Here is a 15,100-nt window from a genome sequence, read left to right on the forward strand (position 1 = left end):
CTTTAATCCTTCGCTTTCTGATTTTGATCTGAACTATTAACTTTCTTGTCAATTTTAGCACAGATAATTTCAGTTTTAGCGGGGGTAATTTTTTGCGGATCTAAAATTAACTTGCCAATTGCTGGAGCAGAAATCTTACCGGAAATTGGATTTTTTACACTGTCAATTTTAGTTAAAACAGTAGCATCAATATTAGAAACATATTCAAACGCTAAATCGGTGTGAATTAAACTGGTATTTTTTAGTTCCAGATGATCAATATAATTAAGTCCCTGATTACTTTCAATTTTACAGTTGATAAACTTAATATTTTGCCCGTTCCAGGCCAAATATTCACCATCTATTAGCGAATCATACACAGTAACATTTTCACAATTCCAAAAGGCATCTTTAGAAATAAAAGTAGAATGATGGACTTCAACATTTTTAGCGCCATCAAAGACGTAATTACCAACCACGCTAACATGATCAAGGTAGATATTCTGGCTATCTTTACCAAAATAATCACCATTAACTTGACTGTTCGTAATTCTAATATCTTTACAGCTCCACATTGTTTCTGCAGCGTTAGCAAAGTGAACATGATCCAAGTTTATCTTTTCTGCCCTTCTAAATAATTTCGGTGCCTGCAGAGCCGAATTTTTGATAGCAATGTTTTTGGTGTACCAAATACCGCTACGAGCCATAGTTTCAAAAACAGTACTCTCTACAGTAACGTCATTGTCGTACCATAATGGATATTTCCATTTAAAAACAGAGTCTTTGATATTGATTTTACTGGCTTCCTTAAGTGGCGATTCACCTTCGCCAAAAGTAATCCCTACCAGCTGCGAATCTTTTAGTCCAAAAAGAATTCTTTCGCCTTCAAAAAAATGATCTTTGATAATTTTCATTCTGATCTCTTTTCTTTTAAACCAAACACTGTTTTTTGCTAATAGCGGCCAACTATTAGAATTAAAGCTTCTTTTTCTATCAATTATCCACTGAATTGACTGCAACTTAAAATACTATTTTATTAGGTCTTTTAATTACAAATAGTTATACCAATTCTAGTATTCATCAATAATTTTAAAATACTTTTCTTCAAAGTGATTAAAAAAGTTTATATAAAAAATATTACTTACAAATGGGGGTGTTCACGGACACCCTTTTTTTGCACTTCAATGTATTCACTTTTGCTTTTTAAATATGCCTTTTATGGGATTGGCACCCTTTTAACTCTAAGCAGAAAAAGCCAGTAGGGTTATTCTTAAAAATGTCTAGTACAACGGACATATTCTTGGAAGGGCTTTCGCAAGTTCAAAATTATAATCAGTTCTAGGGGGTAGTAAGCAAATGCTAACAGACAATGAAGACAACATTATCAATTTTTTATTAAACAGCAATTCTTTTGTGACGGCCAAAGAAATTGCAAACCAGTTTTTGATGTCAACCAAAACCGTTTACCGCACAATTAAACATCTTAATTCTCTGACCCCCTCAGGCGAATTGATTAACAGTAAAAAAGGAAGGGGGTTCAAAATAAACTACGATAACTACTTAAAGGAAATGAATTATCAACAAGATTCCAACACTTTTACGGCAAAAGATCGTCAACAGGCTACTTTGACTAAATTGTTGATGATTGCACCCAGATCACTAAAATTATCTTCATTATTCAGCCAATATTATTTAAGCGAAACCAATATCAATGAAGACTTGAAATCAATTAGATCCCAATTAGCATCATATTCTCTAAATTTAGTAAGAAAAAATCATCAATTAAAAATAACTGGAAGTGAAACCAATATTCGTCATGCGTTACAGGATATATTGATTAAGCAAAACTTCTCCAATACTTCTTTATCCAAAAAAGGCGGCTTAAATTTCTATTCGCTGCAGTTCTGCATTAAGCAACTAAATTTTATTAATGAAAAACTAGACAGTGAAATTACTTATCCATACAACGTAAACATTATTTCTCACATTTATATTTTGATTACCAGATACCAAACACATGCAGTGGCCAAAAGTGTCTTAACCAAATTAAACAGCTATGATCAAATGATTATTAAAGAGAATAAGCAACTATACTCCATAGCGGCAGAAGTAATTAAGCATATTGAAAATTACTTGGACATGGCTTTAGAACCTAATGAAATTTATTTTTTATTACAATATTTAATTTCTTCACGTCTAGATGTAATGGATAAAATTGAAAATTCTGCTTTTCAGTCTAATCTCGTCCAAAAAGTGACTAATTTTTATATCTCTAATGTGGTTGCCAAGTTAAATCTAGGAACAATTAATAATGATTTTAAAGATGACCTAGCAAATCATATTCGACCAATGATAAATCGCTTATATAACAAAATAAGTTTGAATAATGCACTGCTGCCCGAAATAAAACGTGTGTACTTAAAATTGTTTAAAGTGATTGAACATACTTCGGATAAATTAACTAAAGAATTGGGGTTGCCTCCCATTTCTGCAGACGAAAGTGGATTTATTACGATTTATTTTGCTCGTTATTTAGAACAAAATCGTCAATATATTAGGGCTCTTGTTGTTTGTACAACTGGCGTAGCTACTGCACAACTGATAAAGGTTAAAATTCAAAGTTACTTTAACAATATCATTGTTGTTGCTGATGCTGCCAGCAGCAATGTTCAACAGCAAATTCACAAATACGCTCCCATTGAATTAATTATTTCAACGATTCCACTCAATAATACGTTTGAAATTCCAGTAGTTGTCGTAGGGGCATTATTAACCAATCAAGATAAAAAAAGAATAGAAGACAGTATTAAGCGAAATTATCATTTTCAGGGAAGTGAAAAGATGTTAAGTGAAGTTACTAATGAATCGTTAATTAGGCTCAATATTGAAGCTGTAAATTGGAAAGATGCAATTAGAAAGAGTGCGGATCCATTAGTAAAAAATGGTTATGCGACTGAGAACTACGTTAACGGTATGATCAAAACCACAGAAGAATCAGGACCGTATATCGTTATTAGTAAAGGTGTGGCATTGCCACATGCCCGTCCCGAATTAGGTGCTAAAAAAATTGGGATAACGGTTACTACTTTAAAGACGCCAATTAAATTTGGCAATAAAAGCAATGATCCCGTTCAGTTCATCTTTGCTCTGTGCGCAGTTGATAATAAGTCACATTTAAAAGCAATGTCTGAGTTAGTAAATTTTATTAGTGATCAAAACTTTTTAAAAAGCCTAGTTAAAGAAACTAGGCCTGCTAATGTCTATACATTAATAAAGAAGTTTGAATCGAGGTATAGCGAAAATGAGTAAAAAATATTCTATTTTGGTAGCTTGTCGAACAGGAATGGGATCCTCAATGATGCTCAAAATTAAAATTAATCAGGTTGTGCGAGAGAACAAATTTCCCTTCGAAGTCTCTCATGACGTAATCGACGCAGCAAAGGGGCTTGATCCTGACCTATTGGTAACGATGGAGGATTTAGTACCTGATGTTAAAGATGACGTCAGAAATATTATTGGGATAAAAGACATAATGGACAAGAATGAAATAAAAACGAAGTTGCAAAATTTTCTCGATCAACAAAATCCTGCATCTTAAAAAGGAGAGTGAATAATAATGAATGCCATTCTATCTCTATTGGTAGATTTATTAAGTACAGCTTCAATTATGATTGGACTGATATCTTTTATTGGTCTGGTCTTACAAAAAGAAAGTCCCACTAAAATTATCAATGGTACTTTGAAAACTATTGTTGGTTTTCTAGTTTTTACTATTGGTAGTTCTGCTGCAACAGTTGCTTTAAACGATTTTCAGGCATTATTTGCTAAAGGATTTCATCTTCAAGGGGTTTTACCATTAGCAGAAGCCGTTACCGCTCTAGCTCAACAGCGTTTCGGCACTGTAGTTGCATTGGTGATGACTTTAGGCTTTGTAGTCAACTTAATTGTTGCTAGATTAACGCCAATGAAATATATCTTCCTTACCGGACAACACAATTTATATTTGGCTGCTCTATCTACCATCATGCTTAAATCAGTAGGTTTGAGTAATCCCTATATAGTGGTAATTGGAGGAATAATAGTAGGCTTTATGTCCGCAGCAATGCCTGCAATCGCCCAACCAGGAATGCGTAAAGTTACTGGCGGTGATGATATTGCATTAGCTCACTATGTATCAATTGGTTATGCCCTTTCCAGCTGGATCGGGGGAAAAGTGGGCAGTCCGAAAGAAAGTACAGAAAAATTGAAGTTACCAGGATGGCTTAGTATTTTTAAAGATTATGTCATCGGAGTTTCAATTACGATGGTCATTTTTTATTACATTGCTGCTTTATTCGCCGGCAAGGCACAAGTTGAGCAATTATCAAAAGGAGTTAATTGGTTAATTTATCCTTTATTACAAGGACTACAATTTGCTGCAGCCTTATACGTAATTATTACAGGGGTGAGATTACTTTTAGGCGAAATTGTTAATGCCTTCGTTGGTATCTCAGAAAAACTGATTCCTAATGCAAAGCCAGCTTTAGATGTTCCCGTTGTTTTCCCTTATGCTCCAACAGCAACAGTTATTGGCTTCGTATCTGCTTATGCAGCGGGATTGTTGATGATGCTGGTATTTGCGGCTCTACATATGCCCGTAATCATTCCCGTTGCAGTGCCTTACTTTTTCATTGGTGCTACAGCCGGCGTTTTTGGCAATGCTACGGGCGGCTGGAAAGGCTGCGTTATTGGTTCTTTTATCGTAGGAATTTTAATCGCCGTAGGTCCATCCCTAGTATATCCAGTATTATCGTCAATTGGCTTAAAAGGAACCGCTTTCCCGGAAACAGATTTCAACGTCGTTGCCTTAATTATTAAATTTATTGGTCAAATAGTACACAGTATTTTTTAGCAATATTAAAGGAGTCAATATAAATGAATTCAGAATTAGACCAATTATCAGTTGATACAATTAGAAATCTAACTCTTGATGCGGTTCAAAAAGCTCATCATGGTCATTTAGGAATGCCTTTAGGAGCAGCTCCTTTGGGCTATACTTCATGGCGGTATTTTCTTAAGGTTAATCCGGCAAACACAGAGTGGTTTGATCGTGACCGCTTTGTCTTGAGTGCTGGTCACGGATCAATGCTTCTATATTCACTACTGCATTTAGCAGGCTTCCCGCTTTCTATCGCAGATATTAAGCAGTTTCGTCAATTACACAGCCTGACCCCAGGCCATCCTGAATATGGCAAAACAGCAGGAGTCGATGCCAGCACAGGTCCACTAGGACAAGGATTTGCTATGGGAGTTGGAATGGCGATTGCGGAAGCTCATCTGGCAGACAGATTTAATAGACCTAATTTCCCTATTATTAATCACTATACGTATGTAATTTCAGGCGATGGTGATTTTGAAGAAGGCGTTTGCCAAGAGGCAGCATCTCTTGCCGGTAATTTAGGTTTAAATAAACTAATAGTCTTATGGGATGCAAATAAAGTAACATCGGACGCCGATTTAACAGCTTCGAATACTGAAAATGAATTACAAAAATTTGCTGCTATGGGCTGGAATACACTGGAAGTTGCTGACGGCAATAATTGCCGTGAAATTTATAATGCTCTTAGCGCAGCTAAGCGCTGTTCAGACAAACCAACTTTGATCAAGGTTAATACAATCATAGGTTATGGTTCGACCCTTCAAGGTACCAATGCTATCCACAGCGATCCTGTTTCAGAGCAAGAAGCAGAACATATGAAAGAGCAATTTGGGTTTACTGATAAAGAAGCTTTTTATGTGCCCGAAGAAGTAAAACAGTGGTTTTCCGCTGTTAAAGAAAGAGGAGCTAAAGCTGAACAAAATTGGCTTAATTTAAAGCAAAATTATGTAAAGCAGTTTCCGCAACCGGGTCAACAATTAGAACAAATTATGACTAATGAGCTTGCCCTACCTGATTTTACTAATATTAAAATCACAGGAGAATTAGCTACAAGAGCTGCTTCTGGTAAAGTTCTCAATAACATTTATCAACAATACCCTATTCTAGTAGGTGGAAGTGGTGATTTAGGCACATCAAATAAAACCACAATTAACAATAAGTTTTTTATGTCTAAACATCGTTATCAAGGTCCAAACATTTACTTTGGCATTAGAGAATTTTCTATGGCAGCAATTGCTAACGGAATAACACTACATGGTGGGCTACGGGGCTATACCGGAACATTTCTAGTATTTTCAGATTATATGAGAAGTGCTATCAGGCAAGCAGCAATTATGAATACACCTACAATTTTTGTTTTTACACATGATAGCCTTTATGTAGGGCAGGATGGACCTACTCATCAACCAGTTGAACAATTAATGTCACTAAGAGCCATGCCTAATATTACAGTTTTTCGACCTGCAGATAATAATGAGGTTAAAACTGCTTGGCAATTAGCCCTAAAGTCTACCACAACCCCAACTGCAATTATTTTAAACCGTCAGCCTGTACCACAACTTGCTGGAAGTGACAGTATTAAAGCTGAAAAAGGTGCCTATATTATTTCCGAAGCTGCTAATAACAATCCTACTGGGATTATCATTGCAACAGGTTCAGAAGTAAGTTTAGCAATTGCGGCCCAAACTATTTTGGCAGAACAGGGGGTTTATGTGAGAGTTATTTCAATGCCATCATGGGAACTATTTAACGAGCAAACTCCAGACTATCAAACTAAGATTTTGCCCGTTAATATTAAAAACAGGATGTCTATTGAATTGGGAGCTACAATGGGCTGGCAACAATATGTTGGTCTGAATGGCGTTCGCATGGGTTACGATCATTTCGGCGAATCTGCTCCAGCTTCTGACATTATTAAGATGATTGATTTCACTCCCCAACACGCAGCGCAATTGTACTTAAATTCTTTTCCAAAATAGATTAGGATTTAGAGATAATTTAAAGCAATAACAACTAAATACGCGTTTTTAACACCAGTTTAAAAACGCGTATTTTTATTTATATTTTCCCCTGTAAAAACTACATTGGCGGCTTGCGGTAATTACGCTTACTCATTGCTTCTCTCTTACCTTCTGCTTTGCGGCTCAATTTTTTGGCGGTTTTGGCATCAAGATAGCCCTGCGTAGATTGGCTTTCTTCCTGCAGCTGAAGAAATTGGTCATAAGACTTGCGCTCTAGCGTACCATTCTTGACGGCAGCTTTAACTGCGCAACCCGGTTCGTCAATGTGCTTACAATTACGAAAATGACAATTTTGAGCCAATTGTACAATCTCAGGAAAAACCTGTGCCAAGTCACTAGCGCCCACACCAACACTTTTTATCCCCGGAGTATCAATCAAAACAAAATCACCCTGTTCAATCAAAATTAGCCGTGAACTAGATGTGGTATGACGTCCCTTATCTGTTTTGTCACTAATATGACTAGTTGCCATTACCTCTTTTTGAGCAACGGCATTTACTAGGGTTGATTTGCCTACTCCAGAATTGCCATAAAAAGAAACTGTTTGTCCCGGTAAAATACTGGCTCTCAATCCTTCGATTCCCTCTGTTGTCACACTGGAAGTAGCAAAGACAGCAATATCAAACTCATCTGCAAGTTCTGCAGCTATCTCCGCGCTTTCCGGGTTGAGATCTGATTTTGTTAAAACTAGGGAAGTTTGATACTCATCATCTTTTTGAAAAGCATACAAATACCGTTTAATACGGCTACTTTTAAAGTTCTTATTCATGGAAATACAAATAAATAATTGGTCTATATTGCTGGCAGCATCTTTTTCCTGAACATGATACCCTTCACCCGTTAACCTGCCTAATGTACTGTATCGTGGCAAACGCTGATTAATTAAGTCAAAATCAACTTGGGGATCTAAGGTTACCCAATCGCCTACTAAAAATTGTTCGGTTCTATTTTTAGGAATAGCATTTATTTCAGCGCCGTTTAAATGTATAACTTTATACATCCCTGCAGAATTCAGCGATATGCGCCCCAAAGTTGCATTATCATCAACTTGTTCATGTTGTTTATACGTGTTTAATCCTAATTCCATAGTTATCTCCTAATAGCAATGGTTAAAATTATTAATCAACTTTTTATTATTTTCTCACTATTCAACCTAACTCGCAATTAGGTTTTTAACAGAAAAAAACGAGACCTCAGCCTCGTTTTTTGTTCCCGAATTTCCAACTTATTCTAATGTTTGGACCCAGCCATCTGGCCCTTTCTTATTACCATATTGAATATCAACTAGTTCATTATAAAGCTTAGTAGTAATCGGACCTGTTTCTGTTTCACTGTAAATAACGTGCTTTTTACCTTTATAAGTAATTGAGCCCACAGGAGAAATTACCGCAGCTGTCCCCATCGCACCAGCTTCTTTCATGTTAAAAGCTTCTTCTAAAGTAATTTGCCGTTCAACCGGGTCTAGTCCTTGCCACTTAGCGACTTCCAAAAGTGAGCGCTTAGTAATCGAAACCAAAATTGATTTTGACTTAGGTGTGACAAATTGACCTTCTTGGGTAATACCATAAAAATTGGCACCACCAAATTCATCAACATATTTATGTTCACGTGGATCAAGGTACAAGCAATCGGCATAACCATTTTGATGCGCATCAACAGCTGGAAGCAGGCTGCTGGCGTAGTTACCTGATGTCTTTGCTCGACCAGTACCGGCATAAGCGGCACGATCATAATCACTAACAATGTAATCTGCAGGGTTCAATCCTTTAATATATGCACCAACGGGAACCGCAAAAATGCGGAAAGTATATTCATCGGCTTTTTCAACGCCCAGAACTTTAGAAGTTCCCACCATAAGTGGTCTTAAATATAGAGTTGCGCCGCTATCATAAGGTGGCACGAATTCTTTATTTGCTAAAACCACTTGTTTCACTGCGTCAACAAACCTATCTTCTGGAAATGGCGGCATGGCTAAACGCTTTGCTGAAAGAGCAAAACGATGGGCATTTTCATCAGGTCTGAAAAGATTAATCTTACCGTCTTTTCTCCGATACGCTTTTAATCCTTCAAAAATTTCTTGACCATAGTGCAGTACTTCCGCACCCTCAGAAAAAGTCATGGTCGAATCTTCAGTCAGTTTACCTTCCTGCCATTCACCATCTTGAAATTTAGCCTCATAACGATAAGGCAGATCACGATATTTAAATCCCAGATTCTTCCAATCCAGGTCTTCTACTCGTTGTTTCATATGAATTGTCCCCTATATACAAAAAACACATAGCTGAAAACCTTTCAGCTTTTTAATATTAATTTAATTGCTAACTAATTTAAACTAAATTTTTACTGCTGTCAATAGCTTTTCCCGTTCTTTTTTATATTACCATTATTCTATTTTTATATTGATTAACTGCTGTTTCACGTGAAATAATATCAACCAAAAAAGGGGTCATCCCTTTACGAGATGATCCCTTTTTAAAATTAGTCTTGTTTTACTTTAGCTTTAGTTTCAGCTTTTGGTTCTGGTTTTTCAGTAATATCCAAAATAGCAGCATCATTTAAGTAAACATGCTTGTCATCAGCTGTAAACTTAACTTCTTTAGTGTCAGGCTCCTTCATTAATAATTTAGCAATCGGTGTCTCCAAGTCTTGCTCAACTACTCTGCGTAAAGGTCTTGCACCAAATTTCTTATCATAACCTTTTTCAGCCAGATAAGCTTTAGCCTCATCAGATACTTCAACTTTCACATTCTTTTTAGCTAAAACATGTGCCATCTTCTTTAAGTAAATATCAATGATCTTATTCATATCATCTTTAGTTAACGAATTAAACGGCACGATCGCATCAAGCCTATTCAAAAATTCAGGTCTGAAGTATGCTTCCAGAGCTTTAATCAGCTTATCATGATCAACTTTGCCGTCTTTTAATAATTGGTCAGAATAACCAGCATTAGAAGTCATGATTAAAATTGTATCCTTAAAGGAAACAGTCCTACCTTGAGCATCAGTCAAACGACCATCGTCCATGATCTGAAGCAAGGCATTAAATACTTGTGGATTGGCTTTTTCAATTTCATCGAACAAAATTAAGCTGTATGGTTGGTGACGAACCTTTTCAGTCAATTGACCGCCCTCACCATAGCCAACGTAACCTGGGGCAGAGCCAATTAGTTTATTAACAGCCATCTGATCTTGATATTCAGACATATCAAGTCTAATAAGATGATTTTCACCACCAAATAGTTGGATGGCCAATTGTTTAGCTAATTCTGTCTTACCTACACCGGTAGGACCAGTTAATAAGAATGTACCAGTAGGACGATCATTGTCTTTGAAAACTTGTTTACGGGCAATTGCATCAGTAATGACATCAACCGCATTATCCTGATCAATAACCACTTTCTTTAATTTCTGAGCCAAATCAAGGTTCTTTTGTCCTTCACTTGCGTGCAGTTCACTCATTGGAATTTTGGTCTTGGCTTCAATCAAAGCGTAGATATCCTCATCGGTGACATGCGGCGTTGCTTTCTCATCTACATGATTAGCTTTGTCGCGTAAGTCTTCAATCTGCTTCTTCAGCTCGCTTGCTCTACTGTAATCTTCTTTTTTGGCAGCAGCTTCTTTTTCACTTTCCAGCTTTTTAATCCGCTTCTTTAAAGTTGCCTCATCATCAGGAATAGTGTCGAGACCCTTTTTGGCACCTGCTTCATCCATTAAATCAATGGCTTTATCAGGTAAATAACGTCCCTGAATGTAACGCTGTGATAATTCAACAGCCAGCTTCAAAGCACTATCATTGTATTTTACATGATGGAAAGCTTCATATTTATCTTTTAGACCTTCCAAAATTTTGACAGTCACTGCAGCAGATGGCTCAGGAACTTGCACTGGTTGGAATCTACGTGCCAGTGCCGCATCATTTTCAATTCTCCGGTATTCACTCGTGGTCGTTGCACCTATTAAGTTCAAGTCACCACTAGCTAAAGCCGGCTTCAAAATATTAGCGGCATCACCGTTATTGTTTTCAGAATCCGTAGAACCTGCCCCAACTATATTGTGCAATTCATCAATGAATAAGATAATATTGGGGTTCTTCTTAGCTTCATCAATTACTTTTTTAAGACGTTCCTCAAAACTACCACGGAGACTAGATCCGGCAACCATATCATTAATGTTGATTGCAATAATATGCTTATCCTTCATTTTATCTGGAACATCGCCTGTAGCAATTTTTTGTGCCAAGCCTTCAACTATAGCAGTTTTACCAACACCAGCCGGTCCCACTAAGACCGGGTTGTTCTTTTTACGCCGACTCAAAATTTCAATTACTTCCTGAATCTGTTCGTCACGACCAATAACAGGATCGTATTTATTCTTTTTAGCCTGTTCAACCAGGTCAACCCCAATTGGTTTTTGACCTTGCTTTTGTCCGCCTTGTGCATTTTGTTGAAAATCCTGGGGAGAAATGTTCATGCTACTAGAATAGTGAATAGGAATAGCCCCGCCGTTATCATTAGTATTGTTAAAGAAAGAATTGTTTAATTCATTAAATAAATCGTCAAAATCGTTATCAAAATATGCCATATGTAAACACCCCTTTGATAGGTTATAAATTTGTAATTAGCACTCGATGAGTTCGACTGCTAACTGCTTACATATTATATTATAGCAGGTTATCCACAGAAAGCAACTTTTTTACTTGTTTTTTCCACAATTATTGCTTATTTTTCCACAGTAGCAAAAAAGCCTGATATAGCAGCACTTAATTTGTACTATCAGGCTCAGATTAAGATTATTTTTGATATAATTTAAATTGTTTTCTTAGATATTTACCGGTTAAACTGGCAGATTTTTGAGAGATATCCACAGGAGTACCGCTTGCTACAATTTTTCCTCCTTGAAGTCCACCTCTTGGTCCCATATCAATCATATAATCACTGTTAGCCATAATATCTAAATCGTGGGTAATAGTGATAATCGTTCCTTTTTGATCAAGTAATTTCTGAAATACTTTTAACAGCGTTCTGACATCCTGTGGATGTAACCCAACTGTAGGCTCATCAAAAACAAACAGAGTGCCCTTTTGTCTTTGATGAATATGACTAGTTAATTTCAAGCGCTGCGCCTCTCCACCCGATAAAGCTGGAGTTGATTCTCCTAAATGAAGGTAGCCCAAGCCCATGTCATGCAAGGTACGAATAGTTTTATTAATTTTAGGTTCTTCTTCAAAAAGTCCTTCTTTTAATGCATCATCAACTGAATAATCCAATACATCCGCAATACTAAGATTATGCCATTTTACTTTTAAAACATCTTTGTTAAAACGATGCCCTCCACATACTGAACAAGTTTCGACCATATCTGGCAAATATTGTATATCAAGCGAAATCACTCCCGTACCATTACATGCCGGACATGCACCTTCTTTATTATTGTAGGAAAAATGAGCAGCAGTATATCTTAATTTTTTTGCTAATGGTTGTTTGGCAAACAGTCTGCGCAAATTATCCATAATGTCAGTATAAGTTGCAACAGTTGATCGTTGATTTTTGCCCACAGGTGAAGAATCGACACTAACAATATTTTTAATACCAGGATTTACTAAATTTTTTACCCACTCTGGTCCATGATTATTTTCTGCCTTAAGGGCAGGGATAAGGGAATCAAGTATCAAAGTTGTTTTACCAGCACCAGAAAAACCGGTTACTGACGTTAAGCGGTTAATAGGAATCTGAGCATGAATATTTTGTAAATTAAACCGATCCGTTACAGTAAATTCTACTTTACCCTGATCAAAAATATGATCTGCACCCGCTCTTTGACGAACAAGTAGGGTTGCTTTTCCTGTTAAATATGGACCAATTAGTGATTTATCATTATGCTTAATGTCTTGAGGTATTCCCTGGGAAATAATTTCTCCACCTTGACTTCCAGACCCTGGACCAATTTCAATTACCCAGTCAGCTGCATTGATAATGGCAGTTTCATGGTCAACCACAACCAGAGAATTTCCTTGATTAACCAGTTCATGAAAAACTTCAATTAGTCCCGCCACATTGTCAGGATGTAGTCCCACAGATGGTTCATCTAAAACATACAGCACACCTGTTGTTTCTGTGCGCAAAGTTCTCCCCAGCTGGATTCTTTGAAGCTCACCTGTGGACAAGCTGCTGGCTTGACGATCTAAGCTCAAGTAGTCCAGTCCTAATTTTAATAACGGCTTCACTTGGTGCATTAACTCGTCAATTAAGTTTTTAGCTAGATCATACATATTTTGCGGCAGCGCTGCTAAAATTTCTTTCATATAATGACCTAATTGACCCAGAGTCAATTGCTCAGCTGCTACAATATTTTTACCGGCAACCAGTTGCTGCCACCTGCTAGGATCAATACGATAGCCATGACAACGTGGACAAGTGCTAAATTTATAAAAAGAGTTTATTCTTTGCAAACCCCGCTCCGACTTGGTGGTTTTGCGTGAGTTAGCTACAGCATTATAAGCATTTTCGTATAGTGCATCTAAGTGATAGACCCTACCCGTTGAAGTTGGCAGGTCAATCGGTATCTTGCGCTCTTTTCCATGTAGCACAATTTCTTTTTCTTTGGCGTTCAATTTTTTATACGGTATATCTGTGCGCACTCCCAATTCCCGCGCAATCCGCCACATCCAATTACGACCTGGAATTTGCCAAGTAGCAACTGCCCCTTTTTCAAGAGACAAATTTTCATCAGCAATAATTTTACTGTCGTCAATTTGCTCAACAGTTCCCAGTCCCTGACACTTTTGACAGGCACCATCCGAATTAAAGGCGAAATCTTCTGCACTATAAGCATAAAATTGCACGCCACATGTTGGGCAAATCAGCCGTCCCATTGCTTCTCCGGTTAAATCCATTGCCTCAGCAATTTTAATAGTCGGTGGAACCCTGTGGCCGTTGGGACAAACCGGTGAACCTAAACGCGAAAAAATTAGACGTAAAATATTAAAGACCTCGGTAACAGTGCCTACCGTTGAACGTACACCTGGAATGGCCGGGCGTTGGCGCAAAGCCAAAGCCGAGGGAATGTGTTTTACTTCGTCAACTTGTGCACGTCCAACTTGACTGATACGTCTCTTAGTGTATGCTGCTAAAGAATCAAGGTAGCGTCTTGCTCCTTCAGAATACAAAATGCCCATCGCTAAGCTTGATTTACCAGAACCACTTAAGCCCGATATAGCTACAAATTTATGTAAGGGAATATCAACGTTAATATTTTTCAGATTATTAACTCTGCCACCAATTACTTCAATATGCGTGGGCTGTTTGTGATACTTCATCAATGATTTTCCTTTCTTTTATTTGGTTTTAAAGGTCTTTCTGGTTTCTTTAATAGATACTGGCGAATAGCCTGAATAACTTGTTTGTTTTGAGGCAGGTCTGAGTGATCCGCTTTTTCACCAGTTACTGTTATGGCTGTATAATTCTTAACTTGATTTTGAAAAATGAATTTTCCTGCTGCCACACTCGTTTCAGGGACAATGCCGTCTGATTCGTAATTTTTTCCTCCTGAAAGAGAATAGACTTTCAAATACGTAGGCAATTTAGACCGGTTTTTAATAAAATCTGCCAACATTTGGGTACGGTTATTAATATTACTTTCGTTAAAATTATACGGCGTACCAAGCGTCATTAATTTTTTTATTTTGATATCGCCGGAATATTCAGCATAATAGTGTTCCAGCCAATATGTCCAAATTAATCCGCCATTAGAATGGCCAAAAGCCTTGAAATTGTTAAATTTATAATTTTGCGCTAGTGACTTAAATGCTGCATTTAACCATTTCGCCTGCTTCTTAATATTAGTATAACCATCCTTATTATTGTCAAATCCGATAATAATTAATGGTTCCAAGTCATTTTTACCAATAGCACCGCTGTATGTCAATTTTGCTTCACGTGAAACTGTAATTTTGATTACGCTGTGTCTTTTAAAAGTGGTTTTATTCAGCTCATCAATTAACTGGTTAAAGCGCTCAGTAGTAGCACTGGAACCCGGTACCATGATTACTGGCGAAAGAAGGGATTTACTACGTTCTGCTCTTGCATTATTATCTTTTCTCATCCAAAAGAAACTGGGAATAGACAATATAGTTAACATGATTACTACCAATACCAGCCATTTATAATTGGCTTTTTTATTCATT

The 15,100-nt window shown here is 37.0% G+C and carries 10 protein-coding genes; 4 read left to right on the forward strand and 6 right to left on the reverse strand.

The genetic code is table 11. The annotated features are described in order from the left end of the window. Window positions 1–2 precede the first annotated feature (2 nt). Entirely contained in the window at window positions 3–893 is an 891-nt protein-coding gene (locus LACWKB8_RS08655; protein ID WP_038524704.1) for a DUF3737 family protein, read from the reverse strand. 442 nt (window positions 894–1,335) lie between these two features. Between LACWKB8_RS08655 and LACWKB8_RS08660 the strand changes: the two genes are divergently transcribed. The 4 genes from LACWKB8_RS08660 to tkt are packed head-to-tail and all read left to right on the forward strand — an operon-like array spanning window position 1,336 to window position 6,876. After that, window positions 1,336–3,288, forward strand: a complete 1,953-nt coding sequence (locus LACWKB8_RS08660; protein ID WP_038524707.1) for a BglG family transcription antiterminator — start codon at window positions 1,336–1,338, stop codon at window positions 3,286–3,288. Further along, window positions 3,281–3,577: a PTS sugar transporter subunit IIB gene (locus LACWKB8_RS08665; protein ID WP_038524710.1), complete on the forward strand. Its 297-nt coding sequence runs from the start codon at window positions 3,281–3,283 to the stop codon at window positions 3,575–3,577. The genes LACWKB8_RS08660 and LACWKB8_RS08665 overlap by 8 nt, the downstream gene beginning before the upstream one ends. An 18-nt stretch (window positions 3,578–3,595) precedes the next feature. Then, complete coding sequence (locus LACWKB8_RS08670; protein ID WP_038524712.1) at window positions 3,596–4,870, forward strand: PTS ascorbate transporter subunit IIC; 1,275 nt, start codon at window positions 3,596–3,598, stop codon at window positions 4,868–4,870. Window positions 4,871–4,893: 23 nt separating this feature from the next. Beyond that, window positions 4,894–6,876 carry a transketolase gene (tkt, locus tag LACWKB8_RS08675; RefSeq protein WP_038524715.1) on the forward strand — a complete coding sequence of 661 codons (1,983 nt, stop codon included), beginning with the start codon at window positions 4,894–4,896 and terminating at the stop codon, window positions 6,874–6,876. 100 nt (window positions 6,877–6,976) lie between these two features. Here the strand turns inward: tkt and rsgA are convergent, their stop codons facing one another. The 5 genes from rsgA to LACWKB8_RS08700 all read right to left on the reverse strand — a co-directional run bounded on the left by rsgA (window position 6,977) and on the right by LACWKB8_RS08700 (window position 15,099). Next, window positions 6,977–8,005, reverse strand: coding sequence for a ribosome small subunit-dependent GTPase A (rsgA, locus tag LACWKB8_RS08680; RefSeq protein WP_052059700.1), 1,029 nt, complete (start codon window positions 8,003–8,005; stop codon window positions 6,977–6,979). Between the two features lie 138 nt (window positions 8,006–8,143). Continuing rightward, window positions 8,144–9,166, reverse strand: a complete 1,023-nt coding sequence (locus LACWKB8_RS08685) for a branched-chain amino acid aminotransferase (protein WP_038524718.1) — start codon at window positions 9,164–9,166, stop codon at window positions 8,144–8,146. Between the two features lie 230 nt (window positions 9,167–9,396). Continuing rightward, window positions 9,397–11,499, reverse strand: coding sequence for an ATP-dependent Clp protease ATP-binding subunit (locus LACWKB8_RS08690; RefSeq protein WP_038524721.1), 2,103 nt, complete (start codon window positions 11,497–11,499; stop codon window positions 9,397–9,399). Between the two features lie 208 nt (window positions 11,500–11,707). Further along, window positions 11,708–14,233, reverse strand: a complete 2,526-nt coding sequence (locus LACWKB8_RS08695) for an AAA family ATPase (protein ID WP_038524724.1) — start codon at window positions 14,231–14,233, stop codon at window positions 11,708–11,710. After that, on the reverse strand, window positions 14,233–15,099 hold the full coding sequence (locus LACWKB8_RS08700) for an alpha/beta hydrolase (protein ID WP_038524727.1): 867 nt from the start codon (window positions 15,097–15,099) through the stop codon (window positions 14,233–14,235). The genes LACWKB8_RS08695 and LACWKB8_RS08700 overlap by 1 nt, the downstream gene beginning before the upstream one ends. Between the last annotated feature and the right edge of the window lies 1 nt (window position 15,100).

Origin of the sequence: Lactobacillus sp. wkB8, assembly GCF_000761135.1 — a bacterium.
Classification (GTDB): domain Bacteria; phylum Bacillota; class Bacilli; order Lactobacillales; family Lactobacillaceae; genus Lactobacillus; species Lactobacillus helsingborgensis.

Excerpts from the sequence above, each read along its gene's own strand:
- LACWKB8_RS08655 (WP_038524704.1), bottom strand. The coding sequence starts at position 893 with ATGAAAATTATCAAAGATCATTTTTTTGAAGGCGAAAGAATTCTTTTT.
- LACWKB8_RS08685 (WP_038524718.1), bottom strand. The coding sequence starts at position 9,166 with ATGAAACAACGAGTAGAAGACCTGGATTGGAAGAATCTGGGATTTAAA.
- rsgA (WP_052059700.1), bottom strand. The coding sequence starts at position 8,005 with ATGGAATTAGGATTAAACACGTATAAACAACATGAACAAGTTGATGAT.
- LACWKB8_RS08660 (WP_038524707.1), top strand. The coding sequence starts at position 1,336 with ATGCTAACAGACAATGAAGACAACATTATCAATTTTTTATTAAACAGC.
- LACWKB8_RS08670 (WP_038524712.1), top strand. The coding sequence starts at position 3,596 with ATGAATGCCATTCTATCTCTATTGGTAGATTTATTAAGTACAGCTTCA.
- LACWKB8_RS08695 (WP_038524724.1), bottom strand. The coding sequence starts at position 14,233 with ATGAAGTATCACAAACAGCCCACGCATATTGAAGTAATTGGTGGCAGA.
- tkt (WP_038524715.1), top strand. The coding sequence starts at position 4,894 with ATGAATTCAGAATTAGACCAATTATCAGTTGATACAATTAGAAATCTA.
- LACWKB8_RS08700 (WP_038524727.1), bottom strand. The coding sequence starts at position 15,099 with ATGAATAAAAAAGCCAATTATAAATGGCTGGTATTGGTAGTAATCATG.
- LACWKB8_RS08665 (WP_038524710.1), top strand. The coding sequence starts at position 3,281 with ATGAGTAAAAAATATTCTATTTTGGTAGCTTGTCGAACAGGAATGGGA.
- LACWKB8_RS08690 (WP_038524721.1), bottom strand. The coding sequence starts at position 11,499 with ATGGCATATTTTGATAACGATTTTGACGATTTATTTAATGAATTAAAC.